This window comes from Microbacterium sp. Leaf161 (assembly GCF_001423645.1).
In the GTDB taxonomy this organism is placed as follows: domain Bacteria; phylum Actinomycetota; class Actinomycetes; order Actinomycetales; family Microbacteriaceae; genus Microbacterium; species Microbacterium forte.
Map to the genome: position 1 here is coordinate 1 of NZ_LMOW01000003.1, position 26234 is coordinate 26234.

29 protein-coding genes, 1 tRNA gene and 1 rRNA gene are annotated in these 26234 nt (G+C 67.9%); 20 read left to right on the forward strand and 11 right to left on the reverse strand.

Annotated elements, in window-relative coordinates; genetic code table 11:
- A 5S ribosomal RNA gene (gene rrf / locus ASF87_RS15205) occupies window positions 1-89 on the forward strand; the annotation flags it as partial.
- Between the two features lie 150 nt (window positions 90-239).
- Here rrf and ASF87_RS17750 read toward each other — a convergent pair.
- Complete coding sequence (locus ASF87_RS17750; RefSeq protein WP_157550126.1) at window positions 240-1406, reverse strand: hypothetical protein; 1167 nt, start codon at window positions 1404-1406, stop codon at window positions 240-242.
- A 102-nt stretch (window positions 1407-1508) separates the two neighbouring features.
- On the opposite strand from ASF87_RS17750, the gene ASF87_RS15215 reads away from it, so the two are divergent.
- The 17 genes from ASF87_RS15215 to ASF87_RS15290 all read left to right on the forward strand — a co-directional run bounded on the left by ASF87_RS15215 (window position 1509) and on the right by ASF87_RS15290 (window position 18045).
- Window positions 1509-2288: a hypothetical protein gene (locus ASF87_RS15215; RefSeq protein WP_056377095.1), complete on the forward strand. Its 780-nt coding sequence runs from the start codon at window positions 1509-1511 to the stop codon at window positions 2286-2288.
- The gene (locus ASF87_RS15220) at window positions 2288-3325 is read left to right on the forward strand and encodes an HAD-IIA family hydrolase (RefSeq protein WP_056377097.1); all 1038 of its coding nucleotides are present in this window, start codon (window positions 2288-2290) and stop codon (window positions 3323-3325) included. Before ASF87_RS15215 ends, ASF87_RS15220 begins: the two co-directional genes overlap by 1 nt.
- A gap of 61 nt (window positions 3326-3386) precedes the next feature.
- Window positions 3387-3563 carry a hypothetical protein gene (locus ASF87_RS17855; RefSeq protein WP_164481691.1) on the forward strand — a complete coding sequence of 59 codons (177 nt, stop codon included), beginning with the start codon at window positions 3387-3389 and terminating at the stop codon, window positions 3561-3563.
- Window positions 3560-4357 (forward strand): TlyA family RNA methyltransferase, encoded by a 798-nt coding sequence (locus ASF87_RS15225; RefSeq protein WP_042541652.1) that lies wholly within the window; start codon window positions 3560-3562, stop codon window positions 4355-4357. Before ASF87_RS17855 ends, ASF87_RS15225 begins: the two co-directional genes overlap by 4 nt.
- The gene (locus ASF87_RS15230; RefSeq protein ID WP_042541651.1) at window positions 4354-5268 is read left to right on the forward strand and encodes an NAD kinase; all 915 of its coding nucleotides are present in this window, start codon (window positions 4354-4356) and stop codon (window positions 5266-5268) included. Before ASF87_RS15225 ends, ASF87_RS15230 begins: the two co-directional genes overlap by 4 nt.
- A complete protein-coding gene (gene recN, locus ASF87_RS15235) occupies window positions 5241-6956 on the forward strand; it encodes a DNA repair protein RecN (protein ID WP_442922806.1) in 1716 nt (571 codons plus the stop codon). The genes ASF87_RS15230 and recN overlap by 28 nt, the downstream gene beginning before the upstream one ends.
- A gap of 17 nt (window positions 6957-6973) precedes the next feature.
- On the forward strand, window positions 6974-8671 hold the full coding sequence (locus ASF87_RS15240; protein ID WP_042541649.1) for a CTP synthase: 1698 nt from the start codon (window positions 6974-6976) through the stop codon (window positions 8669-8671).
- Window positions 8672-8685: 14 nt separating this feature from the next.
- On the forward strand, window positions 8686-9264 hold the full coding sequence (locus ASF87_RS15245; RefSeq protein ID WP_042541648.1) for an NUDIX domain-containing protein: 579 nt from the start codon (window positions 8686-8688) through the stop codon (window positions 9262-9264).
- Window positions 9265-9266: 2 nt separating this feature from the next.
- Entirely contained in the window at window positions 9267-10169 is a 903-nt protein-coding gene (gene xerD, locus ASF87_RS15250; protein ID WP_056377101.1) for a site-specific tyrosine recombinase XerD, read from the forward strand.
- A gap of 159 nt (window positions 10170-10328) precedes the next feature.
- A complete protein-coding gene (locus tag ASF87_RS15255; protein WP_042541658.1) occupies window positions 10329-11162 on the forward strand; it encodes a ParA family protein in 834 nt (277 codons plus the stop codon).
- 67 nt (window positions 11163-11229) lie between these two features.
- Window positions 11230-12075, forward strand: coding sequence for a segregation and condensation protein A (locus tag ASF87_RS15260; RefSeq protein WP_056377672.1), 846 nt, complete (start codon window positions 11230-11232; stop codon window positions 12073-12075).
- Window positions 12065-12667: an SMC-Scp complex subunit ScpB gene (gene scpB / locus ASF87_RS15265; protein WP_056377104.1), complete on the forward strand. Its 603-nt coding sequence runs from the start codon at window positions 12065-12067 to the stop codon at window positions 12665-12667. Before ASF87_RS15260 ends, scpB begins: the two co-directional genes overlap by 11 nt.
- A 168-nt stretch (window positions 12668-12835) precedes the next feature.
- The gene (locus ASF87_RS15270; RefSeq protein WP_042541645.1) at window positions 12836-13624 is read left to right on the forward strand and encodes a pseudouridine synthase; all 789 of its coding nucleotides are present in this window, start codon (window positions 12836-12838) and stop codon (window positions 13622-13624) included.
- The gene (locus tag ASF87_RS15275; protein ID WP_082508951.1) at window positions 13621-14766 is read left to right on the forward strand and encodes a prephenate dehydrogenase; all 1146 of its coding nucleotides are present in this window, start codon (window positions 13621-13623) and stop codon (window positions 14764-14766) included. Before ASF87_RS15270 ends, ASF87_RS15275 begins: the two co-directional genes overlap by 4 nt.
- On the forward strand, window positions 14759-15433 hold the full coding sequence (gene cmk, locus ASF87_RS15280) for a (d)CMP kinase (RefSeq protein WP_056377106.1): 675 nt from the start codon (window positions 14759-14761) through the stop codon (window positions 15431-15433). Before ASF87_RS15275 ends, cmk begins: the two co-directional genes overlap by 8 nt.
- Complete coding sequence (der, locus tag ASF87_RS15285; protein ID WP_042541643.1) at window positions 15426-16946, forward strand: ribosome biogenesis GTPase Der; 1521 nt, start codon at window positions 15426-15428, stop codon at window positions 16944-16946. The genes cmk and der overlap by 8 nt, the downstream gene beginning before the upstream one ends.
- An 88-nt stretch (window positions 16947-17034) precedes the next feature.
- Complete coding sequence (locus ASF87_RS15290) at window positions 17035-18045, forward strand: NUDIX domain-containing protein (RefSeq protein WP_056377110.1); 1011 nt, start codon at window positions 17035-17037, stop codon at window positions 18043-18045.
- A 22-nt stretch (window positions 18046-18067) separates the two neighbouring features.
- On the opposite strand, the gene ASF87_RS15295 is transcribed toward ASF87_RS15290, so the two are convergent.
- The 6 genes from ASF87_RS15295 to ASF87_RS15320 all read right to left on the reverse strand — a co-directional run bounded on the left by ASF87_RS15295 (window position 18068) and on the right by ASF87_RS15320 (window position 21915).
- On the reverse strand, window positions 18068-19525 hold the full coding sequence (locus ASF87_RS15295) for an HNH endonuclease signature motif containing protein (RefSeq protein ID WP_056377113.1): 1458 nt from the start codon (window positions 19523-19525) through the stop codon (window positions 18068-18070).
- Window positions 19526-19588: 63 nt separating this feature from the next.
- Window positions 19589-19951, reverse strand: a complete 363-nt coding sequence (locus ASF87_RS15300; RefSeq protein WP_056377114.1) for an RNA-binding S4 domain-containing protein — start codon at window positions 19949-19951, stop codon at window positions 19589-19591.
- Complete coding sequence (locus ASF87_RS15305) at window positions 19951-20619, reverse strand: lysoplasmalogenase (protein ID WP_056377116.1); 669 nt, start codon at window positions 20617-20619, stop codon at window positions 19951-19953. The genes ASF87_RS15300 and ASF87_RS15305 overlap by 1 nt, the downstream gene beginning before the upstream one ends.
- A gap of 40 nt (window positions 20620-20659) precedes the next feature.
- Entirely contained in the window at window positions 20660-21115 is a 456-nt protein-coding gene (locus tag ASF87_RS15310; RefSeq protein ID WP_056377676.1) for a hypothetical protein, read from the reverse strand.
- A 21-nt stretch (window positions 21116-21136) separates the two neighbouring features.
- On the reverse strand, window positions 21137-21334 hold the full coding sequence (locus ASF87_RS15315) for a hypothetical protein (protein ID WP_056377117.1): 198 nt from the start codon (window positions 21332-21334) through the stop codon (window positions 21137-21139).
- The gene (locus ASF87_RS15320) at window positions 21331-21915 is read right to left on the reverse strand and encodes a GNAT family N-acetyltransferase (RefSeq protein WP_056377118.1); all 585 of its coding nucleotides are present in this window, start codon (window positions 21913-21915) and stop codon (window positions 21331-21333) included. Before ASF87_RS15320 ends, ASF87_RS15315 begins: the two co-directional genes overlap by 4 nt.
- Before the next feature lie 118 nt (window positions 21916-22033).
- On the opposite strand from ASF87_RS15320, the gene ASF87_RS15325 reads away from it, so the two are divergent.
- Window positions 22034-22110: transfer RNA gene (locus ASF87_RS15325), tRNA-Pro, on the forward strand.
- Window positions 22111-22271: 161 nt separating this feature from the next.
- A complete protein-coding gene (locus ASF87_RS17755; protein WP_157550127.1) occupies window positions 22272-22439 on the forward strand; it encodes a hypothetical protein in 168 nt (55 codons plus the stop codon).
- A gap of 84 nt (window positions 22440-22523) precedes the next feature.
- On the opposite strand, the gene ASF87_RS15330 is transcribed toward ASF87_RS17755, so the two are convergent.
- The 4 genes from ASF87_RS15330 to ASF87_RS15345 all read right to left on the reverse strand — a co-directional run bounded on the left by ASF87_RS15330 (window position 22524) and on the right by ASF87_RS15345 (window position 26152).
- Window positions 22524-22799 (reverse strand): hypothetical protein, encoded by a 276-nt coding sequence (locus tag ASF87_RS15330; RefSeq protein ID WP_056377119.1) that lies wholly within the window; start codon window positions 22797-22799, stop codon window positions 22524-22526.
- A 55-nt stretch (window positions 22800-22854) separates the two neighbouring features.
- A complete protein-coding gene (locus ASF87_RS15335) occupies window positions 22855-23139 on the reverse strand; it encodes a hypothetical protein (RefSeq protein ID WP_235558976.1) in 285 nt (94 codons plus the stop codon).
- A 188-nt stretch (window positions 23140-23327) separates the two neighbouring features.
- Entirely contained in the window at window positions 23328-24917 is a 1590-nt protein-coding gene (locus tag ASF87_RS15340) for an amidohydrolase (RefSeq protein WP_056377122.1), read from the reverse strand.
- Window positions 24917-26152: a hypothetical protein gene (locus ASF87_RS15345; RefSeq protein ID WP_056377124.1), complete on the reverse strand. Its 1236-nt coding sequence runs from the start codon at window positions 26150-26152 to the stop codon at window positions 24917-24919. Before ASF87_RS15345 ends, ASF87_RS15340 begins: the two co-directional genes overlap by 1 nt.
- Window positions 26153-26234 lie beyond the last annotated feature (82 nt).

Here is a 26234-nt window from a genome sequence, read left to right on the forward strand (position 1 = left end):
CCGGTTACATTCCGAACCCGGAAGCTAAGCCTCACAGCGCCGATGGTACTGCAGGGGGGACCCTGTGGGAGAGTAGGACACCGCCGGACTTCTTTTAAGCAAATGGCCACCCATCGTTGGGTGGCCATTTTGCGTTAACAACATCTAGAACAGGGAGCATCATGCCGGAAGAGGAAGAGCGCCGTCCGCGTCGCAACGACGACAATGGATCGCGCGGTCACCGACCTTCCGGAGGGCGCTCAGATCAGAACCGCAGCAGCGGTCCGCGTCGTGATGACACGCCCCGACGAGAGGGCGGATTCAACCGTGATGGTGGTGCCCCGCGTTCGGGTGGGTACAACCGTGATGGTGGCGCTCCGCGTTCGGGTGGGTACAACCGTGATGGTGGCGCTCCGCGTTCGGGTGGGTACAACCGTGATGGCGGCGCACCGCGCCGCGACAACGACGCCCCTCGTTCCGGTGGTTACAACCGCGATGGTGGTGCGCCTCGTTCGGGTGGCTACAACCGTGATGGCGGTGCACCGCGCCGCGACAACGACGCCCCTCGCTCCGGCGGCTACAACCGCGATGGCGGTGCTCCTCGTTCCGGTGGGTACAACCGCGACGGTGGCGCTCCTCGTTCCGGTGGGTACAACCGCGACGGTGGCGCACCGCGCCGCGACAACGACGCCCCTCGCTCGGGCGGTTACAACCGCGATGGTGGCGCTCCTCGTTCGGGCGGCTACAACCGCGATGGTGGCGCACCGCGCCGCGACAACGATGCACCTCGTTCCGGTGGGTACAACCGTGATGGCGGTGATCCTCGTTCCGGTGGGTACAACCGCGATGGCGGTGCCCCTCGTTCCGGTGGGTACAACCGCGACGGTGGCGCACCGCGCCGCGACAACGACGCACCTCGCTCGGGCGGTTACAACCGCGATGGTGGCGCTCCTCGTTCCGGTGGGTACAACCGCGATGGTGGCGCACCGCGCCGCGACAACGACGCACCTCGTTCGGGCGGTTACAACCGTGGGTACAACCGTGATGGCGGTGCTCCTCGTTCGGGCGGGTACAACCGTGATGGCGGTGCTCCTCGTTCGGGCGGGTACAACCGTGATGGCGGTGCYCCTCGCTCGGGTGGCTACACCCGTGACGGTGGCGCCCCTCGCTCGGGTGGCTACACCCGTGACGGTGGCGCGCCGCGGCGTGACGGCGACGCCCCTCGTTCCGGTGGCTACAACCGTGACGGTGGCGCACCGCGCTCCGGTGGGTACAACCGCGATGGTGAAGCGCCTCGTTCGGGTGGCTACAACCGCGACGGGGGACAGGACCGCGACTCTTCGCGCTCCTACCCGCAGCGTGGGGGAGCGGGCCGCGAACGTCCGATTCAGGCAGACGGAGATCGGCCGCGGTTCAACGACCCGCACATTCCGGATGAGGTCACGGCCCGCGACCTGCACACCTCTGCCCGCAACGAGCTGAAGACTCTGAGCAAGGAGAACGCCGAACTGGTCGCGCGTCACCTCGCCATGGCATCTCAGCTCATCGACGAGGATCCGGCCCGTGCACACGAGCACGCTCTCGCCGCTTCTCGCCGCGCCGGCCGTATTGCGATCGTCCGCGAAACGCTCGGCATCACTGCATACGCCACAGAGGACTTCGCTCTGGCTCTCCGCGAGCTGCGCACGTATCGTCGCATCTCCGGCAAGGACGACCAGATCGCGCTGATGGTCGACAGCGAGCGTGGCATCGGACGCCCCGACCGCGCCCTCGAGACCGGTCGTGCCGTTGACCGGGCTGCGCTCACCACGCCCGTTCGCGTCTCCCTGGCGATCGCGATGTCGGGTGCGCGCCTGGATCAGGGGGACCTCGAGCTCGCGCTCGGCGAACTCGAGATTCCCGAGCTCGACCCCGACCGCGCGTTCGAGTGGAGCCCTGCACTGTTCGCGGCTCGTGCAGCAGTGCTCGAGGATCTCGGACGAACTGATGAAGCCGAGTTCTGGGCGCACCGCGCAGAGGTAGCCGCCCAGGCACTCGGTGTCGACGAGGCCGGCGACGAGGAGATCATCATCGAGGACGGCCTCATCGAAGGCGACTTCGACGACGACCACGCTGACGCTGACGCTGACGCTGACGCTGACGCTGACGCTGACGCTGACGCTGACGCTCACGACGTCGAGCCCGAGCCGTCCATCGACGACGAGGTCCGCGAGCTTCTCGGCGAAGACGACGCGGCTGCCGGCACTGACGATGGCGCCGACGAGACCGCCGAGGGCTTCACCGCATCCGATTCGTCGAAGGAGGCGTAGTGGGGCTGTTCTCCAAGAAGCCTGCGCTGCGCACCCCGCTTGACGGCGTGGACGCCGTGCTCGCGGATCTGGATGGCGTCGTCTACGCGGGGCCGGGCGCTCTGCCGCATGCGGTGGAAAGCCTCAACGCCGCCGCGACGACTGCTCGGCTCGGGTACATCACGAACAACGCATCTCGCACAGACGCGTCGGTCGCCGAGCACCTGAGCAGCCTGGGCCTCGACGTCGCGCCCGCTGATGTGATCACCAGCCCGCAGGCTGCGATGCGGCTTCTCGCCGGAATCGTCCCGCCACCCGCCACGCTTCTGATCGTGGGCGGAGCGGGACTCGTCGACGAGGCGGAGAAGGCGGGTTACACCGTCACTCGCAGCGCCGAGGATGCTCCGGATGCGGTCGTGCAGGGCTTCGCCCCCGAGGTCGCGTGGACGGATCTCGCCGAGGCGGCGTTCGCGCTGAAGGTTCCCGAGGAGGATGGCGGCATCCCGTGGATCGCCACCAACACCGACTGGACGATCCCGCGCGAGCGCGGCATCGCCCCAGGCAACGGGACGCTCGTGTCTGCCGTGCACACGGCGATCGGTCGGCTCGCGACCGTCGCCGGCAAGCCTGAGACTCCGATCTTCGAAGAGGCCACAGAGCGCTTCGGAGCGAAGAAGCCGCTGTTCATCGGCGACCGTCTCGATACGGACATCCTCGGAGCCGTCCGCGCGGGCATCGACTCCGCGCTCGTGCTCACCGGCATCGACCGACCCAAGCACGTGCTCGCCGCGCCGGAGGGGTCGCGTCCGACGTACATCCTGAGTGACCTGCGCGAACTGCACCAGCCGTACCCAGAGGTCACGTCGAAGGACGGCATCCATTCGGTCAACGGCGCATCCGTGCGGGTCGTCGGCGCCGACGTCGAGATCGTCGCCGAAGGAGAGTCGCAGATCGATCTGCTTCGGGCAGGCGCATCTGCGATCTGGGCATCGGGAACACCGGTGTTCGTGCTGAGAGTGCCCGAGCGCCTGTACGACGACCCGTTCCACCGGCCCTGACCGGCGGCTCGCGCCGCCGTGGCTCCGCCGACGTGTCGGCGCCGCCGCGTACAGTAGAGGCGTGAGTGATGAGACGACGAATGCACCGACCGACGGTCTGTGGAGTCGCCTGCGCCTGATCGAGGGGCAGCCTCTCGCTGCCAGAGCAGACGCGTACTCCGGGCTTCACGAAGAGCTGTCGCGCCGCCTCGACAGCGGCGCGAAGCTCGACCAGCGCGACGCGCCGGGCTCCCGATGACGCGACTCGATGCCGCCCTCGCCGCACGAGGACTCGCTCGTTCGCGCACGCATGCTGCCACGCTCATCGCCGGCGGTCTCGTGAGCATCGACGGCCGCCCCGTGGTGAAGGCCTCGACACCTGTCGCAGACACGGCGGAGATCACTGTCGCCGGCGCCGATCATTACGTCGGTCGTGGGGCGCACAAGCTGATCGCCGCTCTCGACGGATTCGGCATCTCTGCCGACGGCCGCCTCGCGCTCGATATGGGTGCCTCCACCGGCGGCTTCACCCAGGTGCTTCGTGAGCGCGGAGCGCGGCGCGTGCTCGCCGTCGACGTGGGCCACGACCAGATGGCCGCGGCCGTGGCATCCGACACCGGCGTCGTGGTCGTCGAGGGCTACAACGTCCGTCACATGACTCCCGAGAATCTCCAGGAGGTCACGGGCGAAGCGGACGCTCCCGACCTCATCGTCGGCGACCTGTCCTTCATCTCCCTCGAGCACGTGCTGCCCGCTGTCGCGGGGGTCGCCGCTGCCGGCGCAGACATCGTCCTGCTCGTGAAGCCGCAGTTCGAAGTCGGTCGCACCGCGGTGCGCGGCGGACTCGTCACCGACCCGGCCACGCGCGCGGATGCCGTCGCACGAACGGCGTGGAGCGCCTGGGATGCCGGCCTGGGCATGCTCGGCATCCTGCCCTCGCCGATCCTCGGAACGCACGGCAACTCGGAGTATCTCCTGCACCTCGCGCCGGCGCGAGGCAGCGATCCGTCAGAATGGTCAGACCGCATCAACGCACTGGCAGGGAGACGATGAACGAGCGCAACATCCTGGTCGTCGCCCACGCCGGCCGGGAAGCCACTGTCGAGGCGGCCCGCAAGGTGATCGACGAACTCCGCGGTGCCGGTGCGCGTCCTGTGCTCCCGCCCGATGAGAGCGGTGACCTGAGAGCGGTCGACCCGCACTTCGCTGACGTCGACATCCTCGGCGAGACCGTGCAGCAGGACGAGCTCGAACTCGCGATCGTCCTCGGGGGAGACGGCACAATCCTGCGCGCCGCCGAACTGGTGCGCGGCTGCTCGGCACCCGTGCTCGGCATCAACATGGGACACGTCGGATTCCTCGCCGAGATCGATCGAGACGACATGGATGCCGCTGTGCGACGCGTCATCGATCGCGACTACGAGGTCGAAGAGCGCCTGGCGCTGTCGGTGCGCGTCAAAGACGTCGACGGCGCCGTCGTCTACGAGACCTTCGCGCTCAACGAGGCCACGGTCGAGAAGGCCAGCCGCGAGCGCATGATCGAGGTCGTGCTCGAGATCGACGGTCTGCCCCTGTCGAGCTTCGGCTGCGACGGCATGGTCGTGTCCACGCCGACCGGGTCGACGGCCTACAATTTCTCGGCGGGCGGGCCGGTCATCTGGCCCAGCGTCGAAGCCATCGCGGTCGTGCCCCTGTCGGCTCATGCTCTGTTCGCCAAGCCTCTCGTCGTCAGCCCCGACGCTGCCGTGGCCATCGAGATGCTCGAGGGCACCTCTGGTGCCGGCATCCTCTGGTGCGACGGCCGCCGCTCCCACGACCTGCCTCCTGGCGCACGGGTCGTGGTGCGCAAGTCCTCGCGTCCGGTGCGCCTCGCGCGCCTGCATCCCACCGAGTTCACCAACCGTCTGGTGCGCAAGTTCCAGCTGCCGGTCGCCGGATGGCGCGGACAGGGGGCGGCCTCGTGATCGAGGAGATGCGGATGCAGGGGCTCGGCGTGATCGCCGACGCCGTGCTGCCCCTCGGCGCCGGATTCACCGCGATCACGGGTGAGACCGGTGCGGGCAAGACGATGGTCGTGACCGGCCTCGGCCTGCTGCTCGGGCAGCGCGCCGACTCCGGAGCCGTTCGAGCGGGTGCAGCCCAGGCATCGGTCGCCGGCGTGTGGATCGTGCCTGAGACGGGCGACGTCGCCGACATCGTCTCGGATGCCGGTGGAGAGCTGGAGCCTGCGGGGTCCGGTGTCGCCGAGCTGTACGTCTCCCGCACGCTGAGTGCCGAGGGCCGCAGCCGCGCGAGCGTCGGCGGACGCGCGGCGCCGGCGGGAGTGCTGTCGGCTCTGGCCGAGGAGCTGGTCGTCGTGCACGGCCAGTCCGAACAGCTGAGGTTGCGCTCCTCCGCGGCGCAGCGCGATGCCCTCGACCGCTTCGGAGGTGCGCCGATCGCCGAGGCGCTGGACGCCTACGCATCGTCGTTCGCCCGGTGGCGCGAGCTGGACGCCGAGATCGCCGACATCACCGAGAACCGAGACCGCCGTGCCGAAGAGGCATCGCGTCTCCGTGAAGCGCTGGCACTCATCGAAGCCGCTGCCCCCGAACCCGGGGAGGACGTCGAGCTGTCCGCACGGGCAGAACGTCTGGCGAACGCCGAGGAGCTGCGCCTCGCCGCGTCACTCGCACACAGCGCGCTCTCGAGCGAAGAAGGCGAACCGGATGCGTCGGCTCTGATCGCCGAAGCGCGTCGCGCGCTCGAGCGCGTCTCCGACGCCGCGCTCACGGACATCTCGGCCGCCCTCGCCGACATCGGCTACCGCATCGCCGATGTCGCGGGGCAGCTCTCGGCATACCTCGCCGACCTCGATGAGACAGGACCGCACGAGCTGGCGGCTGTCGAAGAGCGCCGCGCAGCTCTGGGCACGCTCATTCGTGCGCACGGTTCGCTGGACGAGGCTCTCGAGCTCTGGCAGACGGGGTCGACGCGGCTCGCTGAGCTCGACGACGACGGCGAGCGGCTCGATCGCCTCGAAGCCGAGCGCGATGCCGCCCGCGCAGATCTCGATGCACGTGCTGAGGCCCTGACGGCGGAGCGCACCGAGGCCGCCGCGCGTCTCGGGGTGGCCGTGAGCGAGGAGCTGCATGCCCTCGCGATGCCCGACGCGACCCTCGAGGTCGCGGTGACACCGGGCACGGAGAGCGCTCACGGTCGTGACGATGTCGCGATCCTGCTCGCCCCGCACCCGGGAGCCGAACCTCGATCCGTCGGCAAGGGGGCGTCGGGTGGTGAGCTCTCGCGGGTCATGCTCGCGATCGAGGTCGTCATCGCCGGAACAGACCCCGTGCCCACCTTCGTGTTCGACGAGGTCGATGCCGGCATCGGCGGTGCTGCGGCCATCGAGGTCGGCCGCCGACTCGCCCGACTTGCAGAGAAGTCGCAGGTGATCGCAGTCACTCATCTGGCTCAGGTCGCCGCGTTCGCCACCAACCATCTCTCCGTCGTCAAATCCAACGACGGTGCAGTCACCGCATCGAGTGTCCGTCGTCTCGAGGGTCAGGAGCGCGAGGCCGAGATGGCTCGACTGCTGTCCGGATTGACCGATTCGGATGCCGCGATCACCCATGCCCGAGAACTTCTCAGCCTCGGCACCCCCACCTCCTGATAGGATCGAAGCCCGTGATGAACTCTTCTTCTGCGGGGCCCAAGAACGACACGACCAAGCACATCTTTGTGACGGGTGGTGTCGTTTCGTCTTTGGGTAAAGGGCTCACTGCCGCAAGCCTAGGCAACCTCCTCACGGCCCGCGGACTCCGCGTCGTGATGCAGAAGCTCGACCCGTATCTGAATGTCGATCCGGGTACCATGAACCCGTTCCAGCACGGCGAGGTCTTCGTCACGGACGACGGCGCCGAGACAGACCTCGACATCGGGCACTACGAGCGCTTCCTCGACATCAACCTGTCTGAGGCCGCCAACGTCACGACCGGCCAGATCTACTCGCAGGTGATCGCCCGTGAGCGCCGCGGCGAGTACCTCGGCGACACCGTGCAGGTCATCCCGCACATCACCGACGAGATCAAGCGCCGCATGCGTCTGCAGGCGACGGAGGACCCGCGTCCTGACGTGATCATCACCGAGGTCGGCGGCACGGTCGGCGACATCGAATCGCAGCCGTTCCTCGAGTCGGCACGCCAGCTGCGTCACGAGCTCGGCCGCGACAGCGTCTTCTTCGTGCACGTGTCGCTCGTTCCGTTCATGGGGGCGTCCGGCGAGCAGAAGACCAAGCCTACGCAGCACTCCGTCGCCGCCCTCCGCCAGGTCGGCATCCAGCCCGACGCGCTCGTGCTGCGCAGCGATCGTCCGGTCAGCGAGAGCAACCGCAACAAGATCGCTCTCATGTGCGACGTCGACGCCGAGGGTGTCATCAACACGGTCGACCTGCCGAGCATTTACGACATCCCGTCGACGCTCAACGACCAGGGCCTCGACTCGTACATCGTGCGCCGCCTCGGTCTCGACCAGAAGGCGGCAGAAGAGGTCGACTGGACGCGCTGGAGCAAGGTGCTGCACGCCGTGCACAACCCCAAGCACGAGGTGACCATCGGTCTGGTCGGCAAGTACATCGACCTGCCCGACGCCTACCTCTCCGTGACGGAGGCGCTCAAGGCCGGCGGCTTCGCGCAAGAGACCAAGGTCAACATCCGCTGGATCCCCTCCGACCGCTGTGAGACGCCTGAGGGTGCGAAAGAGCAGCTCGGCGAGCTCGACGGCATCTGCGTTCCCGGTGGCTTCGGCATCCGCGGCATCGAGGGCAAGCTGGGCGCGCTGAAGTTCGCGCGCGAGCAGGGCATCCCGACGCTCGGTCTCTGCCTCGGCCTGCAGTGCATGGTCATCGAGTACGCCCGCGATGTCGCCGGCATCACCGAGGCATCATCGAGCGAGTTCGACCCGCAGACCACCGAGCCCGTCATCGCCACGATGGCCGAGCAGGTCGAGATCCTCGACGGTGGCGACCTCGGCGGCACCATGCGTCTGGGGCTGTACCAGGCAGCACTCGCCGAGGGATCCCTGGCGCGCGAGCTGTACGGCGCGCCCGAGGCATCGGAGCGCCACCGTCACCGCTACGAGGTCAACAACGCCTACCGTGCTCGGCTCTCCGAGGCCGGTCTCGTGTTCTCGGGCCTGAACCCCGAGCTCGATCTGGTCGAGTACGTCGAGCTGCCGCGCGATGTGCACCCGTACTACATCGCGACGCAGGCGCACCCGGAACTCCGCTCGCGTCCGACCGCCCCGCACCCGCTGTTCCGCGGACTGGTCGGAGCCGCGATCGAGCGTCACCGCTCGAGTGAGCTGTTCGACGTCGAAGCCGATGCGTGAGTTCGTCGAAGCCGATGCCTGAATTCGACGACCTGCGCGACGAGCCCTTCGAACCGGAAGTGCTCCGCAGCGATCTCGCGTACGAGGGTGCCGTCTGGAACGTCCGCGATGACCGGGTGCGCTACGGCGACGGAGAGATCCGCCGTCAGTATGTCGCGCACACGGGCGCCGTCGCGATCGTCGCCTTGGATGACGCGGGGCGGGTGCTGCTGATCCAGCAGTACCGGCATCCGATCCGTCACCGTGACTGGGAGCTTCCCGCCGGTCTGCTCGATGTCGCAGGGGAGGAGCCGCTCGAGGCCGCTCGACGCGAGCTCGCCGAAGAGGCCGACCTGGTCGCTGCGCACTGGGAGCCGCTCGTCTCGTCGTGGACGACCCCTGGCGGAAACGACGAGCTCATCCACGTCTTCCTCGCGAGCGGCGTCTCGGCGGCGCAGGACGCGCATGCGCGCGAGGACGAAGAGGCCGACATCCGCGTCGAGTGGGTTCCGCTCGACGCGGCGGTCGCGGCGGTTCTCGACGGGCGGATGCGCAACGGCATCCTCGGCATCGGCGTGCTCGCCGCCGCCCAGAGGCTGCGCGACCGGAGCTGAGGATGCAGCTCGACCGTGCGCTGGACACGTATCTGCGCCACGTCACGATCGAGCGCGGTCTCAGCGAGCACACGATCGCCGCGTATCGGCGCGATCTCGGTTCCTACCTCGAGTGGCTGGATGCCGACGGGGTCACCGACACGGCGCAGATCAGCGCGGCTGTGGTCGGGCGGTTCATCGCGGATCGATCGGCCGCAGATCCCGCCCCTGCCGCGACCAGTCTTGCGCGACTGCAGTCGTCGGTGCGCGGGTGGCACCGCTTTCTGGCGCGCGAAGGCATCGAACAGGATGATCCGAGCGGGCGTCTTCGTCCGCCCAAGGCCCCTCGTCGCCTCCCCAAGGCTCTGACGATCGACCAAGTCGAGCGCCTGCTCGGCGCGCCCAGTGCCGAAGACCCGATAGGGATCCGCGACAGGGCTTTGCTCGAACTGCTCTATGCGACCGGCGCCCGGGTGTCCGAGGCGGTCGGACTCGACGTCGACGACCTCGCTCACGGCGACGTGCTGCGCCTTCGGGGCAAGGGGTCGAAGGAGCGCATCGTGCCGATCGGCTCGTTCGCCCGTGACGCGGTGGACGCGTATCTCACCCGCGTCCGCCCAGGTCTCGCGGCGAAGGGGCGGGCATCGGCCCGGCTCTTCCTCGGTGCTCGAGGTGCCCCGCTGTCACGGCAGAGCGCATGGCTCGTCATCCGCTCGGCCGCGGAGCACGCGCACATCACCGCAGAGGTGTCGCCGCACACGCTGAGGCACTCGTTCGCGACGCACCTGCTGCAGGGCGGTGCCGACGTGCGCGTCGTGCAGGAGCTGCTCGGACACGCCTCGGTCGCGACGACGCAGATCTACACGCACGTATCGGTCGACACCCTGCGGGACATCTACGCCACTTCTCATCCACGCGCCCGCTGAGATCGCGGCGCTGCGGCGAAATCGCGGGATCGCCGGGGCCGAGGCAGTGATCCCGCCAGGCGATCGGTAGACTCGACCGAGCACGAAAGAGCAGGAGAATCGGTGGCTGAGAACGCGGCGAAGTCCAGGGCGAAAACGTCGAAGAACGACGACACCCCCATGGGACCCACCGGGCGTCCCTATCACGGCTTCGCGACCCCTGAACCGCTCGCCTCTCACGGGCCCGCACGCATCATCGCACTGTGCAACCAGAAGGGCGGCGTCGGCAAGACGACGACCGCGATCAACCTCGCTGCAGCCCTCGCTGAATACGGCCGCAAGGTGCTGGCCGTCGACTTCGACCCCCAGGGTGCGCTGTCGGCCGGTCTCGGCATCCAGACACATGACGTGCCGACCGTGTACGACCTGCTGCTCGACACCAAGCGCGACGCGCATGAGGCGATCGTCCCCTCAGGGGTCGATGGTCTCGACGTGATGCCCGCGAACATCGACCTGTCCGCCGCCGAGGTGCACCTCGTGAACGAGGTCGCCCGCGAGACGATCCTCGCCCGTGTTCTCCGTCAGGTGGCGGGGGAGTACGACGTCATCCTGATCGACTGCCAGCCCTCGCTCGGCCTGCTCACGGTGAACGCACTGACTGCGGCTCATGGCGTCATCATCCCGCTCGAGTGCGAGTTCTTCGCGCTTCGCGGCGTGGCCCTCCTGATCGAGACCATCGACAAGGTGCGGGACCGGCTGAACCCGTCGATCACCATGGACGGCCTTCTCGCCACCATGTACGACCCGCGCACGCTGCACTCGCGCGAGGTTCTCGAGCGTGTGGTCGAGGCGTTCGGCGACGATGTCCTGGAGACCGTGATCGGTCGCACGGTCAAGTTCCCCGACGCCTCGGTCTCCGGCGTGCCGATCACCGAGTTCGCTCCGGAACACGCTGCCGCGCAGGCCTACCTGCGGCTGGCGCGGGAGCTGGTCACCCGTGGCGCTGTCGCCTGAGCTCGAGCCGTCAGACACACCGGCAGAGTCCGTCTCGCCAGCTCAGTCCTTCTCACCCGCAGAGTCCATCGGACCTGTCGACGCCGCCGCGGAGCGCGATCCCGAGGTCACGGGAGAAGCTCCCGTCTCGGAGGCCGGATTCCGCGTCTCACTGTCGAACTTCGACGGCCCGTTCGATCTGCTGCTGAACCTCATCTCGAAGCACGAGATGGACATCACCGAGGTCTCGCTGAGCGCGGTCACGAACGAGTTCATCGCGTACCTCAGAGAGCTCGACGACGACGAGGAACTCGACCAGGCGTCGGAGTTCCTCGTGGTCGCGGCGACGCTGCTCGACATGAAGGTGGCAGGGCTCCTGCCGCAGGGTGAGCTGGTGGATGCCGAGGCCGTCGCGCTGCTCGAAGCCCGAGACCTTCTCTTCGCGCGCCTCCTGCAGTATCGCGCCTTCAAGGAGGTGTCCGCCTGTTTCGCCCGGTGCCTGCAGCGCGAGGACCGACGTCATGTGCGCGCGGCCAGGCTCGACGAGAAGCACCGGCGGAAGACGCCAGAGCTCGTCTGGTCGCTCAGCGTCGACGATTTCGCCGCCCTCGCACTTCTGGCCTTCGCGCCGAGAGAGATACCGCATGTCGGCCTCGATCATCTGCACGCGCCGCTCGTCAGCATCCGCGAACAGGCCGCGATCGTCGTCACCCTGCTTCGCGCCGCGGAGTCGGTGAGCTTCCGCGAGCTCGTCGCGGGTGTGAGCGAGCCGGGGATCGTCGTCGCTCGGTTCATCTCCGTGCTGGAGCTCTATCGGCACGCCGCCCTCTCCTTCGAACAACTGGAACCGCTCGGCGAGCTGACGCTGCGCTGGGCCGCCGACTCCTGGTCGGACGAGACACTCGCATCGCTGGGAGCCGACTATGACCGATGACGTGACCGAATCCGCGACCGATGCAACCGTGCGGGAGTCTCCGCTGTCCGAGCGCATCGAGGCGATCCTGCTGATCATCGACGAGCCGATCGGTCTCGTCGCCCTCGCCGCGGCAGTCGGCTCGCCGGTGGCGGCAGTACGGCAGACGATCGAGACTCTGGTCGACGACTATGACGGCAAGGGGCATGGCCCGCGTCGTGGTTTCGAACTGCGCGAGGTCGGAGGCGGATGGCGCCTCTACGTGCGCGAGGATCACGACGATGTCGTCGCGGAGTTCGTCGGCGGACAAGCACCGGCGCGACTCTCTCAGGCGGCGCTCGAGACGCTCGCCGTGATCGCATACAAGCAGCCGGTCACACGCAGCCAGGTGGCGTCTATCCGCGCGGTGAACGTCGACTCGGTCGTGCGCACTCTTCTCGCTCGAGGTCTCATCACCGAGCTGTTCGCGGACTCCGAGACCGGCGCGATCAACTACGGCACAACCGACGCGCTCCTGCAGCACTTGGGCATCAACTCGCTCGACGATCTGCCGCCGATCTCTCCTCTGCTCGACGACGGCGCAGACGGTTTCGACGAAGGGACCATCCGATGACCTCGGTTGAACCCGCTCGTCCGAAGTCGTCCGGTCGCGCGGGCGCGATGCACAGAGTCAGTTTCGACGAAGGGACCATCCGATGACCTCGGTTGAACCCGCTCGTCCGAATTCGTCCGGTCGCGCGGACACGATGCACAGATTCAGTTTCGACGAAGGGACCATCCGATGAGCGGCTTCGAGACACCAGAGGGCATCCGCCTGCAGAAGGTCCTGTCGGCGGCGGGCGTGGCCTCACGACGCGTGATCGAGCAGTACATCGTCGAGGGACGGATCCGGGTGAACGGAGAGACCGTCACCGAGCTCGGTCGCCGCGTCGACCCGGAGACCGACCTCATCGACGTGGACGGCACCGCGGTTCAGCTCGACGTGACGAAGCGGTATGTGATGCTGAACAAGCCGACCGGAGTGGTCAGCAGCCTTCGCGACGAGAACGGCCGGCCCGATCTGCGCGTCTTCACCGACGACTACGAGGAGCGCCTCTACAACGTCGGGCGACTCGATGCCGAGACCAGCGGTCTGCTCGTCCTGACGAACGACGGCGACCTCGCGCACGTGCTCGCTCACCCGTCTTTCGGTGTCACCAAGGTGTACATCGCGAAGGTCGAGGGCGAGGTGACAGCCCAGACGATCTCGAAGCTCACGAAGGGCATCGATCTGGACGACGGCCCGATCGCGGCAGACAAGGCGCGGCTGCTCGACACCTCGCGCGGGTCGAGTCTCGTCGAGCTGACACTGCACTCCGGTCGCAACAGGATCGTCAGAAGGATGCTGGCTGCCGTCGGCCACCCGGTGACCGAACTCGTGCGCCGTCAATTCGGTCCGCTGCACCTGGGAACCCTCCCGGTTGGGAAGACCCGCGAACTGACTAAAATCGAACTCGGCGCACTCTTGACTCTGTCGCGCCGTGATTCCGGTGTCGCCGAGGCGCCAGGCGAGCAACAGGAGAACGAGTGACCGATACGACGAGTGCGCCCACGGGGGCTCGGAGTTCTGTCGCGCCGCGAATCGCCGCCAGGCTCTCGGGCACCGTTCGTGTTGTCGGCGCCGGTCTGCTCGGTGCGAGCATCGGTCATGCGCTCCGCGCCAAGGGCGTCGATGTGGTGCTCGCCGATACGTCGCCGGCTCAATTGCGCCTCGCGATCGACTACGGAGCCGGTCGCTCGGCTGCCGACGACGACTCGCCGGTGCTGATCGTGGTCGCCGTGCCGCCGGACGTCACTGCAGATGTCATCGAGTCCGAACTGGCTCGTTTTCCGCACGCCGTCGTCACTGACGTGGCGAGCGTCAAGCTCGAGCCCTTCCACAGTCTGCAGAGGCGCGGAGTCGACCTGACGCGCTACATCGGCTCGCACCCGCTCGCGGGACGAGAGCGCGGCGGGGCGATCTCCGCTCGCGCAGACCTGTTCATCGGACGCCCGTGGGTCGTGTGCCGTGATGCCGACACCAAGGCAGCTGATCTCGCGCTCGTCGAGGCGCTGGCTCTCGATGTCGGAGCGATGCCCCTCGAGATGACTCCGGAGGAGCACGACCGCTCCGTTGCCCTCACCTCGCACGTTCCGCAGGTGATCGCCAGCCTTCTTGCCGGACGGCTCGCAGAGGCGGATGAGGGCGCGCTGCGTCTCTCCGGCCAGGGCGTGCGCGACACGACGCGTATCGCCGCATCGGCCCCTGAGCTCTGGGTGCAGATCCTCGGAGCGAACGCCGCGCCCGTGGTCGAGATCCTCGACGCCCTGGCATCTGACCTCCGAGAGGTGTCCGACGCGTTGCGCGCGCCCGAAGCTCCCGGCGCTCGGCGCGTGGTCGCCGAGACGATCCGACAGGGAAACGACGGCGTCGAGCGGCTCCCGGGAAAGCACGGACAGAACCAGCGGTTCGAGTCGCTCGTCGTGATGATCGACGACACCGCCGGCCAGCTCGGCCGTCTGTTCGGCGAGCTCGGAGAGCTCGGCGTCAACGTCGAGGACCTTCGTCTCGAACACTCACCGGGTGCACAGTTCGGCCTCGCCGAGATCAGTGTCGAGCCCGCAGCGCTGCACGGCGCGATCACCGGACTCCAGGAACGCGGCTGGCGGATTGCAGGTACCACCAATGACTGACTTCATCGCGATCGATGGGCCCGCCGGTTCCGGCAAGTCCAGTGTGTCCAAGGCGGTCGCCCGTGCTCTGGGCTTCGGCTACCTCGACACGGGGTCGGCCTATCGCGCTCTCGCCTGGCATGTGCTCGATCGAGGGGCCGACACGGAGGATGCTGCCGCGGTGCTCGACGCGGTCGCCGATTTCCCCGTGCGCCTCGGTCTCGACCCCGACGATCGCACGGTGCGGGTCGGTGACGTGGACGTCACGGACGCGATCCGCGAACCCTCCGTCTCGGGCGCCGTCAGCGGCGTCGCTCGTGTTCCCGAGGTGCGCGACCATGTCAACCGTCTGTTCCGCACCCTCGTGGCCGAGGCGCCCTACCCGGCTGTCGTCGTCGAGGGGCGCGACATCACCACCGTGGTGGCACCGGACGCCCCGGTGCGCATCCTTCTCACGGCTGCGCCCGAGGTGCGCGCCGCACGACGCGCCGGCGAACTCGCCGGCGAGAACGCCGAGACCGTCGCGGCCGCACTGCACAAGCGCGACGCTTCAGACAGCGCCGTCGTCGACTTCCTGAACGCCGCCGAAGGCGTCGAGGTCGTCGATTCGACGGAGCTCGATTTCACACAGACCATCGACGCCGTCCTCGCGGTGATCGAACGAACCCGAGGAGTACACCATGGCTGACGACGAATACGAAGGCGGCCCCGACCAGCTCGCCGAGAAGATGGCGCAGCTCGACGAGCAGCTCGCCGAAGCGCGTGCCGAGACACTGCGCGCGGGTCTCGCCGACTACGACCTCGACGATGAAGATGCCGCGCTGCTCGCCGGCATCACGATGGGCGAGGACGGCATCCAGTTCTTCCCCGCACTGCCGGTCGTCGCGATCGTCGGTCGCCCGAACGTCGGCAAGTCGGCGCTCGTGAACCGCATCCTCGGACGCCGTGAGGCCGTCGTCGAGGACACTCCCGGTGTGACCCGCGACCGCGTGACGTACAAGGCCGAATGGGCCGACCGTCGCTTCTCGCTCGTCGACACCGGAGGCTGGGAACCTGACGCACGAGGCATCGACCGCTCGGTCGCCGCGCAGGCGGAGGTCGCGATCGACCTCGCCGACGTCGTGCTGTTCGTCGTCGACGCGATGGTCGGCGCCACGTCGACCGACGAGCATGTCGTGAAGATGCTGCGCAAGAGCGGCAAGCCCGTCTTCCTCGTCGCGAACAAGATCGATGACGCCCGTCAGGAGCCCGAAGCGGCAGCGCTGTGGAACCTCGGTCTCGGCGAGCCGCACCCGGTCTCGGCCATCCACGGGCGCGGTGTGGCCGATTTGCTCGATGAGCTGTTGAAGACGCTCCCCGATGTCTCGGCCGTCGCGAAGGCGGAGATCGGCGGACCGCGTCGCGTCGCGATCCTCGGTCGCCCGAACGTCGGCAAGTCATCGCTGCTCAACAAGGCCGCCGGCGAAGAGCGCGTGGTCGTCAACGACCTCGCAGGAACCACCCGCGACCCGGTCGATGAGATCGTCGAGCTCGGCGGCAAGCTGTGGCGTCTGGTCGACACCGCCGGAATCCGTCGCCGTGTGCACATGGCGCAGGGCGCCGACTTCTACGCCTCGCTGCGCACGTCAGCCGCGCTTGAGAAGGCCGAGGTCGGTGTCGTCGTCCTCGACGTGTCCGAGTCGATCAGTGAGCAGGATGTCCGCATCATCGACCTGGTGCTCGAGTCCGGTCGTGCGCTCGTGCTCGCGTTCAACAAGTGGGATCGTCTGAACGACGACGATCTCGAGAACGCCGATCGTCGCCGCTACCTCGAGCGCGAGATCGAGCAGGACCTGGCGCACGTCGCCTGGGCTCCGCGCGTGAACATCTCGGCGAAGACCGGCCGTCACCTCGACAAGCTGGTGCCCGCGCTCGAGACCGCGCTCACGAACTGGGACCGTCGCATTCCCACGGGCAAGTTCAACGCGTTCCTCGCCGAGCTGGTCGCCGAGCACCCGCACCCGCTGCGCGGAGGCAAGCAGCCGCGCATCCTGTTCGGCACGCAGGCATCGACTCGTCCGCCGACGTTCGTGCTGTTCACGACCGGGTTCCTCGATCCCGGCTACCGCCGGTTCATCCAGCGTCGTCTGCGCGAGCTGTACGAGTTCGACGGAACGCCCATCGTCATCAACATGCGGGTGCGCGAGAAGCGTCAGCGCTGATCCGCAGCCGGGTCGCACGAGTGAACAGCTGTTCCCTCGTGTGACCCGGATGCATGCCGATGCCCGGATGCTGTGACAGGCTGAAGGGGTGACTGTCGTACCTCCTGCCCCAGGTGAGCCCCGCCGCCCCGATGGGCCCCGGAACCCGGGTGACGCCTGGGTGGTCGCCGCGTCGGGGGAGAAGTACTGGGGACGTTTCGGCGCCGCCGGTCTGCTCGCCTTCGACCCTGCGCGCGGAATCCTGCTGCAGCACCGCGTCTCATGGAGCCACTTCGGGGGTACGTGGGGCCTGCCCGGTGGCGCGATGCACGAGGGTGAGAGCGCGATCGTGGGTGCTGTGCGTGAGGCACAGGAGGAGGCGGGGGTGCCCGATGGCTCCGTGCGGCCACGGTTCACCAGTGTGCTAGACCTCGACGTGTGGTCATACACGACCGTCATCGCCGATGTGGTGCGCCCGTTCGAACCTGTGATCAGTGACCCCGAGAGTGTGGCGCTCGAGTGGGTGCCGGTCGACGAGGTCGATTCGCGACCGTTGCACCCCGGTTTCGGCAACGCATGGCCTGCTCTTCGCGCCCTGCTCGAGGTTCGCCCGGCGCTCGTCGTCGATGCCGCGAACGTGGTCGGCTCAGTGCCCGACGGCTGGTGGAAGGATCGCGCGGGCGCGGCGACTCGTCTCGCTTCGCGCCTGGACGGGGTCGCCGTGCCGGCGTCTGATCTCGGGATCGACGGGACGCTCTGGTTCCCGGAGGTCGCACTCGTCGTCGAAGGCAAGGCACGCGGGATCTCCGCACCGTCGCCGTCATCATCTGCTGGTGCTGGTGCTGGTGCTGGTGCTGGCGCTGGTGCTGGTGCGAGTGCTGGTGCTGGTGCAGATGCGATGGCCCCCGAGCTGCTCCCCGCCGGGGGCGTTTCGGTTGTGCGCGCTGAGGCCGCGGGTGACGACACGATCGTCGCGGAGGTCGAGCGTCGATCGCGGGCGGGACAGTATGTCGTCGCCGTCACGAGCGACCGCGAGCTGCGGAACCGCGTCATCGAGGCGGGCGCCGCGCAGGTGCTCCCTGCCGGCTGGCTCTTGGGCGTGCTGCCGCAACAGGCCTGATGGGTACAGCGCGTCGCTGCGTTCAGACGAACATCACCCGACGACGAGGTGGGTCGACGTAATCTCGGCCGAGCGGACTGGTCCAGGTGATACTCCCATCGGGAGTCTGGCGGGCCTTCCACCGATGCAACTCATCGATGTCGGGGTGTTTGAGCGAATGATGCGTCGTGCAGAAGTGACTGAGGTTGTCGATGCGTGTTCGGCCACCGCGAGCGTGGTCGTGGTTGTGGTCGATCTCGCAGCGGTGCACCGGCATCCGGCATCCAGGGAATCTGCAGTGCTGATCTCGTGCTCGGAGGAAGCGCCGCATCTGCTCCGTGGGGGAGTATGCGTCGGTCTCTGTCACCAGGCCGGTGCTGCCGAGGAACAGGCGCGACCATCCGGTGCAGCGCCCGGCGAGTCCGCGCGCGACATCGGGATCGAGTGGGCCGTGTCCGTCGAGTTCGGCGGGTCGATCGTCGTCTCCGACGAGGGTGCTCGCAGCGACCGTGACCTGAATGCGGGCCGAGACGTTCTCGAGCCCTGCGCCGTTCGCCTCGCTCGGATCAGAGGAGAGCAGCAGATCGGACAGCAGATCGGCGCGGATCTGATCGAACGTGCGGGTATCGCCGGAAAGGTGCTCGAGGTCGGGACTCGCTGGATCGGTCAGAGGGTCGATCAGGCCGGCGAGCGGATCGGTGACGAAGGTGCCGTCGGCAGCGATCACTCCGGCCTCGAAGTAGGCGTCGTACCGGGGGTCTTCGGGGGAGAGATCGGAGAGGTGGAGCGCGTTCTCGCAGTCGTCGTCGAGTGACTCGAGGATCGGCTCCCGTTCGCCGCGAGTGCGCGCGATGTGACGTGCCATTCGCGTGAGACGATCGGAGATCGCCACGGCGACCCACTCGGGAAGAACCGCTGTGAGCACCGCCAGGCCGTCGTCGACCGACTTGACCGTCACACAGCGCTCGGCCGCGAAGCGGCGCTGCCGTTCGACAACGGTCTCGCCGACGAGAGCCGCCGCCACCTGGCGGGCATGGATCTTCGTCCGCTGCGCCGTGTCCTGCTCGGCGACGACCAGCACGGCCGTCTCGTAGAGGCTCATCGTGGCGGGCTCCACGCGTCCGTCGCGGATGGCATCGTCGACGATCTCGCTTGCTCGCACGATCTCACGGACGTGCCGCGCGGTGATGGCCCCCGCAGCGAACGTGGCATGCACGGCGGGAAGCGCTCGTGTCAGTGTGCGCGCATCCGTGAAGGCGTACTCGACAGAACCCTTTGGGATGTGCCCCGCTGCGGAGTACTCCGCAATCATCGATCTGTAGATCGCATCGCGGTGGTGGGGGCTCTCGGAGACATCGGCGTCGTGCACGCTGATGCGCTCGACGAGGAGCGCGTAAGACTTGGCTTCGAGAGCAGCGATCTGGCGCCGTGTGGTGACCCACTCGTCGAGGAGCCTGCGGCGCTCCTCGAGATCGAGGTCGAGATCGGTGCGCTGAGCCATGTTCTCAGTTTAGAAGATATGTTCGACTTGGCACAGTGTCAGTCGTGGAATATGCCGTCATCCTCATATCCTCGGCCCCCGGAGTTTGTCGATGTCGCGTCGTTCGCGTTTGGTGGGTCGCCCTGCACCCCGATCGCGCAATCCGAGTGCGGCCTGAGGCTCGCGCTCCGGTGTGCGATCCTCGTAGGCGAGGGCCGCGACCGGCGCGCCCACGCGCTTGACGAGCAGCTGGCGGACAATCAGAATCCGATCGAAACCGGCGATCCGCACACGCAGTTCGTCGCCGATGCGCACGTGTTGAGCGGCCTTCACCTTGTCGCCGTTCACACGCACATGCCCTGCGCGGCATGCGGTGGTCGCCGCCGAGCGCGTCTTGTACACGCGGATCGCCCAGAGCCAGCTGTCGACCCGTGCGGCATCGGCCATCAGGCACCTCGCTTTCTCAGTGCGATCAGGGCGCCGGCGATGATCAGGCCCTGTCCGATCGTGTAGGTGGCCATGACGGCAGGACTGCTCCAGGCGGGGAGCGACCCGGGAAGGAAGAGCCGAAGGGCCAATACCGTGTCGCTCGCGAGGAAGAAAGCGCCGCCGATCGCGACGAGCGGATGGCACCGAGTGGAGAATGCCGCTGTGGCACCGAGGACGAGTCCGTAGACGGCGACCGCGATCAACAGCCCACCGGCATGGGGCCCCACGAAAGCCACCATCGCCACCCACCATCCGGCGTAGACGAGCGCCCACCACGGCATCCGGCGCACGGCGAGGTGACGGATGAAGAGAGTGATGTATGCCAGATGCGCGATTCCGAAGAACATCAGCATCAGCGGTACTTCCGGCGCGGCGGGGAAGAGCGCGCCCGCGCTGTCACCGAGCCATGAGAACGCGAGGGCCGCGAGAATCAATGCCTGCGCGGCGCGCTCCCGGATCCGGGGCAGCGACACCAGCACCGGCACAGCGAGTAGTGGCATCAGGAGCAGCTTGGTCGGCCCGGCCATCGGACTGTCGAGGCTCAGCAGCACCACGTGGGTCACCGAAACCGCTATGTAAGGCAGGAATGCCCACTGGAGCGGATCAAGCTGACGGCGGCGCTGCATCTCCCCATCGTAGGGCGGGATCGAACGGCGCCAGACGCGCTCAGGACTCGACGGTGACCTGGGTGATCTGGCCGTCGGTGCCGAGGTGCACGGCGGGCCAGTATCCCTCGGGGAAGTGCTGGCCGCAGGTGTCGATGAGATGAAGCACGACGGTGCCGTCGGCTGAGGCCTCGAGCGTCTCGAGGCTGAGGTCGGAGGCTGCGTCGTCGAGCTCGTGCTGCTCGGGGGTGACGTTGCTGAAGGCGGCCACGACGGCATCCGTAGCCAGACGTCGCAGAACGCCGAGTGCGGCGATCGTCTCATGGACGTGGGGGAGCAGAGCGGCCGCCTCATCGGCGTCGGTCCCTTCGATCATGAGATCCAGGGGTTCACCGTTCACGACCGTGCCGCCGGCGAACCAGTCATGGGTCAGCACGGTTCCATCAGACAGCTCCGTGGTCGCGCGCGTGAGGGTGCCCAGTTCGGGATCCTCGATGGTCGGGTTCTCGTCGCTCATGTCACCCACGCTAGCGGTCGCTCATGGTCGGAGAGTCGAGCCGAGGGGTTCGAGGTGTTCGCGCAGAATGCGGATGGATTTCAGGCCCACTCCGTGAATCGCGAGGAGTGCGCTCTCGGACATTCCGTCGAATTGCTCGAGACGGGTGAGACCCTGCAGGGCCAGCTCTCTGCGTGCGACCTTGCCCATGGATGCCGGCAGGTCTGTCTCTTCGATCATGTGGAGAGCTCCAACGCGACGAGAGTGCGTCCGGGCTTCATCTCGGCTCTCTCTTCGAAGCCTGCGGCCAGGAAGGTGGTGAGCATGCCGTGGAACAGGTCGTTCGTGCGCTTCTTCTCGCCTTGTGTGTCGACGGGGTAGCCCTCGATGAGCCGGGCCCCCGATCTTCGCGCGAAGTCGACGGCGGCGCGCAGGAGTTCGAGATTGAGGCCGGAGCCTCGGTGTTCGCGACGCACCACGAAGCAGGTGACTGCCCACACCGATTCGTCGTCGAAGGGCTCGGCTGATGCTGCGGCGATCATGCGCGTGCGCGGCACCCGCTGCTGCTTCGCGCGCGGCCCGATCCGGATCCATCCCGCGGCGTCACCGTCGACATAGGCGATCAGGCCAGGGGGAGGGCCTGCGTCGATCTCATCCCGCAGCATCTCGGTGCGCTGCGGCGTGGTCGTCTCATTCCACTCCTTGTTGCTCAGCATCGGCCAGATGCACTGACAGCTGGCACCATCGCCGCCCCCGGTCAGCGCATGCTGAACGTCATCCCACCGGGCGGTCGTCGCCACCTCCGTCGTGATCGTCGCCATGCAGGTGACGGTACGCCGTGCCTCCGACACCACGCAACGCCCGGCGCTCACCCGGTTCGCGAAGGGCGGGAGAGTGGGGCTAAGATAGGGGAGTTGCCTGCGCGAGAGTGCAGAACAACGGGCTGTGGCGCAGCTTGGTAGCGCACTTGACTGGGGGTCAAGGGGTCGCAGGTTCAAATCCTGTCAGCCCGACCACAAAGCCCCGGAGAACCGCAGAAATACGCGGAACTCCGGGGCTTTTCTCATGCCCGGCCCTGCGGCCAGGAACGCACCACCCTGCACGTCGACACGTCAACCCCCTCTCCAGCAACGGACGAACGGCATACCGTCGCCTCATCACCGACAGAGGAGATGCAATGAGCGATCTGCAGAACACGCACGGAACCAGCGACGGCCACGAGGAGGCCGACACCGCCTCGGGTGGCGCGCCCGATGACTCGACGTCAAAGAGCACGGACGAGATCCTCGACGACGAGACCACCGACGAAGACGGCGCGCCTCTCGAGAACCCGTCGGGCGGCTGAATCTGCCACGCCCCGAAAGAGCGAAGACCCCCGCCCGGCGTTGAGCCGGTGGGGGTCTTCTGCACTGTCGGCCGGTCTCTCGAGCTAGGCGGTGCGCACGGTCAGCATCCGCCATCCTTCTGGCACCTTCGCCTCGAGCGACGCCATGTCGTCAGCCTCGATCTCCTGCACGCCGTCTACGCGTGTGAAGGTGCCGGTCGCCTCCATCTTGGCCACGCCCTTCAGCATCCGCACTGGCGCCGAGGCCAGATCGAAACCCGGCTTGCGGTGCTGTTCGAGCTCGACGAGCACCTCGGCGAGTGTCGTTCCGATGACGTCAGCAGTGCTGGTCTCGACGGGACGGATCAGAGCGATGAGCATGAGGCCAGCCTATGGCGCGGCGGTCGCCGAGCCGGGGTACCGCTCCGCAGGGGAATCAACTGGCCGTCGTCGCGAGTGGAGGAAGGTGCGGGATTGTGATCGGCGCCGTCGACCGGCTCGGCGGGTTGTGGAACCGCTGCAGATCGCTGAGCACTTCTTCGGCCGACATATACGAGCTCGCCAGGGGAAGATTGCGCAACCAGAGCACATCGACCTCGACGGCATCCACCTGGTAGATGCAGGCGACGGTCTGACGTGCGTCGTGCGGCTCGTACTTGTGGTCGACGATCAGCCACTCGGTCTCAGTCACTCTGCGGAGCTCGAACCTCGGATCGGGCATCGCGGACATCTCAACACTCCAATCAGTCGTATTCGCCATCGGCTGACAGCGGGAGCGTTCCGCGATCGGGCGACGACATCACCGCCTGATCGGCGGGCGCCCTCTGCCCGCCAGAGTTCACCAGAATTATACGAACAGACCGGTATATCGCTCAAGAGGATCGTGAGCGGACGCCGCGGACCGGCGCCTCAGGCCTCATATGCGGTGCGTCCACCGATCACCGTGCGCAGAACGCGGGCCGTGAGCAGCGAACGGCTGCCCTCCGAGAACGGATCGACGTCGAGCACGGCGAAGTCCGCCGCCTGGCCCACCGCGATGCGGCCACGCCACGCACCGTCGCCGATCGACGCCGCGGCGTCACGAGTCGCATGGGCGATCGCGCGTGCGAGGGGAAGGGCGAACTGCGGGTGCACCGCGGGCGTATCGGGGTCCAGCGCCGATGCCCGTGTGGTGGCGACGTACATGTTCGCGAGTGCCGCGTGCGGCGCGGTGGGAGCGTCGGTCGAGAAGGCGAGCAGCGCACCGGCATCCTCATACTCCGGCCAGGCGAATGCCCGCTCTACCCGCTCGTCGCCGAGCTGGGCCGCCCAGTTCGCGAAGATCGCGGGGTCAGCGTGCACCGGCTGCATCGACGCGGTCACACCCAGGCGCGCCATCCGCTCGGCTGTGCCGGGAGCTGCATACTCGAGATGCTCGATCCGATGCCGACGCGGACGATCGCCGTTGACGGTGATCGCATGCTCGATCGCATCCAGCGCGAGCGTGCTCGCCTCATCGCCGATCGCGTGCAGCGCGACCTGGAGTCCCGCGGCATCCGCAGCCGCGACGACGGGGAACAGGCGTTCGGCCGGCCAGATCGGCGCCGCGTTGGAGCCATCCGCATACGGTGCGCGCATCGCAGCGGTGCACGCGTCGATCGTGCCGTCGAGCACGAGCTTGATGCCGATCACCCGCACAGCACTCGAGGCAGCTTCGGCCCGCTCCGCCGCCTCGGCGACCTGTGCCAGGTTCACGGCGTCATCGCCGGTGTTCGCGACGAACCAGTGCGCGGCTATCCGCAACGGCAGCGCGTCGCACCCCTCCGCCCGTTCGAGCGCCGCGAGGGCGAGCCCGTCGAACGCCATGTCGACGGCGCCGGTGACACCTGCCGCGAGATACGCCTCCACGACGCGCTGCACCGCTGCATCCCGCTGCTCGTCGGTGGTCGTGGCATCCCGGTGCGCCCACGCGTGCTGCTGCGCGGCCGTCTCGTAGAGCATCCCGGTCGGTTCGCCGTCGGCATCCCTCTCGATACGGCCGCCGATCGGGTCAGGCGTCCCGCGGGTGATCCCGAGCTCCTCGAGCGCCGCCGAGTTGACCCAGCAGGAGTGGTAGTCGTTGGCGTCGAGATAGACGGGGATGTCGGCGACGACGGCGTCGATCATCGCTGCCGTCGGCGATCCGCCCGGGATCGCGTCGAAGAGCCATCCGCGCCCACGCACCGCACCGGTGGTCGTCTCACGCGCCTGTTGCACTCTGCGCTGGATCTCGTCGAGAGACCCGGCATCGGTGAGCCCGATCTGGCCCAGCGCCTCGCCCATCATCAGCAGATGGGTGTGCGCGTCGGTGAATCCGGGAAGAACCACCCTTCCGCCGAGATCGACCACGGCATCGGTCGGCGGTGCGTCGGCCTCGGATCCGACGAAGGCGAAATCCGTGCCGTCGACGACGACGGCTTCGGCCCAGGCGGTGTCGTCTGCGGTGAAGAAGCGGGCATTGCGATAGAGCGTGATGGGCATCAGAGTGTCTCCTCGGCGGTGGCTGCGCGCTCGAGGCGTGTCGAGAGCAGGGCGATGGCGCTTGCGGGCACGGCGAGCACGAAGCTCGCGATGCCCAGCGCGACGGCGAACCCCTGGAACCCGAGCATGCCGACGAGCGCAGCGCCGATCACCGGGGTCAGTGCCGATCCGACGAGGTAGACCGCGAGCAGAGGTCCAGACCAGCGGCCGTCGGCATCGAGAGCCGCCGAGGTCGACACGAAGTACATGAAGGCGATCGCATAGACCGTGTTCCAGGCGACGAACACCACGATGAACGCGGTCGGATCAGTGGTGAACCCCTCGACGATCTTCAGCACTCCTCCGGCCAGCAGCAGCACCGCGAGGGGTGCTGCTCGACCCAGCCGGGATCCGACGATCATCAACAGCACAGACCCGACGAGGCCGCCCGCCGTCGCGCCGCTGAGCGCGAGGCCCAGTCCCTCGGGCGTCAGGCCCGTCTGCGCTGCGCCCATGATGCCGGCCATGGCCCAGAGCGAGTCCTCGCTCACCGCCCACAGGGCGAACACGACGAGAAGACTGAACCCGGCGATCGTGACGGTTCGCGAGCGTGCAGGAGAGAGGCGCACCGCGCCTGTGGGCGGCACGTCGATCGGCATCGCCTCGGCGACAGCGGCCCCGGCCCGAGGATCGATCACGGGGGCCGCCGGCAGCCACGCCGAGACGGGCAGGCCAAGGATGCTGAACAGAGCGAGCGCGCCGAAGACATCGATAGGCGCGAGCCCGACGAGAGGGATCACCGCCAGCACGATCGTGATCACGCCACGGTTCGCGAGACCGTTGAAGCCCGCAACCCTGTCAGGATTCCGGAAGGCGGCGAGTGCGGCCCCGGAAGCGGCGACGGCACCGCCGGCTCCCGCCCCGCCGACCAGCAGAGCGGGAAGGATGAGCGCCGGCACCAGCGCGGCGGTGGCGAAACCGAGGGCCGCGATGGCGAGTCCGGTGCGCGCCACCGCCCGTCTGCGACTGCCGGCGCAGAGCGGGGCGATCGCGAGTCCGGTGACTGCGGTGAGCAGCAGGGTCGCGGTGACGAGCCAGCTCGCGGCGAGCACATCGATGCCGAGGCCTGTCTGTGCCGCGGTGATCATGTAGGGCGACAGGTTGACGCCCAGATAGCCCGCGATTCCGATCGCGAAGGTGGCGGTCGCGGTCGGCAGCCGGAGCGGAACCCGAGTGCTGAGGTCGATGGCGGTCATGGTTCTCCCACTGAGAGGGCACAGCGATGTGCGCGAAGGTCCTGCCGATGCGCATCGGGTGGGGCGCGAATTCAAAAACGAA